The 699-nt window shown below is 73.8% G+C and carries 2 protein-coding genes and 1 pseudogene (2 of these 3 running past the window's edge); 2 read left to right on the top strand and 1 reads right to left on the bottom strand.

Annotated elements, in window-relative coordinates:
- Positions 1-38, top strand: a pseudogene (locus FrCorBMG51_RS17650) (L,D-transpeptidase) (it extends 760 nt beyond the left edge of the window).
- Positions 39-82: 44 nt separating this feature from the next.
- On the top strand, positions 83-223 hold the full coding sequence (locus FrCorBMG51_RS33190) for a L,D-transpeptidase (protein ID WP_338052762.1): 141 nt from the start codon (positions 83-85) through the stop codon (positions 221-223).
- A 133-nt stretch (positions 224-356) separates the two neighbouring features.
- On the opposite strand, the gene FrCorBMG51_RS34940 is transcribed toward FrCorBMG51_RS33190, so the two are convergent.
- Positions 357-699, bottom strand: partial view of a uracil-DNA glycosylase family protein gene (locus FrCorBMG51_RS34940; RefSeq protein ID WP_268760578.1) — the 3' portion only. The gene runs 56 nt beyond the window's last position; 343 of the gene's 399 nt are visible here — the last part of the coding sequence; its start codon lies off the right edge, out of view — the gene reads right to left on this strand; it ends in the stop codon at positions 357-359.

The raw sequence follows: 699 nt of genomic DNA, 5'->3' as shown, positions 1-699 counted from the left end.
CCCGGCCGGCGCGTACGGGCCGTACGCGTTCGGGCTGAGCGGCTTCTCGACCACCCTCGATTCCTTCGAGGGACGAGCGCCGGTGATCGGTATTCACGGGACGAACCAGCCGAACCTGCTCGGCCAGGATGTCAGCCATGGCTGCATTCGGGTGAGCAACGAGACCATCACCCGGCTCGCGCGCCTGCTCCCACTGGGCACGCCAGTGGAGATCGTCGCCTGATCCAGGACGCCGGGCGCCCGTCGGTACACCCACGGGCGCCCGGTGTCGTTTCCGGCGGGCGTCGGCCGCCTCCCGCGGCCGGTTCCCCCGGACGCGCGCCGGCAGACCGGCCGGCGGTCCGGCGGTCCGGCGGTCAGCCCATCATGCCGGCCAGGGTGCGTTCAGCGAGTTCCAGATCATGGACGAAGCCGGCGTAGACCTCGTCCCGGGTGGCCGGCTCGACCCGCAGCACCGCGCTCGGGTGCAACGTGGCGATCAGCTGGGCGTCCGATCCGGGCGGCCCGGGCAGCAACCGGCCGCGCATCTTCGTCACCCGGAACGACGGCCCGAGCAGCGCCTGCCCCGCGGTCGCGCCGAGCAGGACGACCAGCCGCGGCCTGATCCGGTTCAGCTCGGCCGCGAGCCATGGCCGGCAGGCCGTGACCTGCCGGGCGTCCGGTGTCTGGTGGATACGCCGCGGCCCGCCGTTGCGGCGG

This window comes from Protofrankia coriariae (assembly GCF_001017755.1).
GTDB lineage: Bacteria > Actinomycetota > Actinomycetes > Frankiales > Frankiaceae > Protofrankia > Protofrankia coriariae.
Note: the sequence above shows the minus strand (reverse complement) of the source record. Positions and strands in the feature narration are given on the sequence as shown.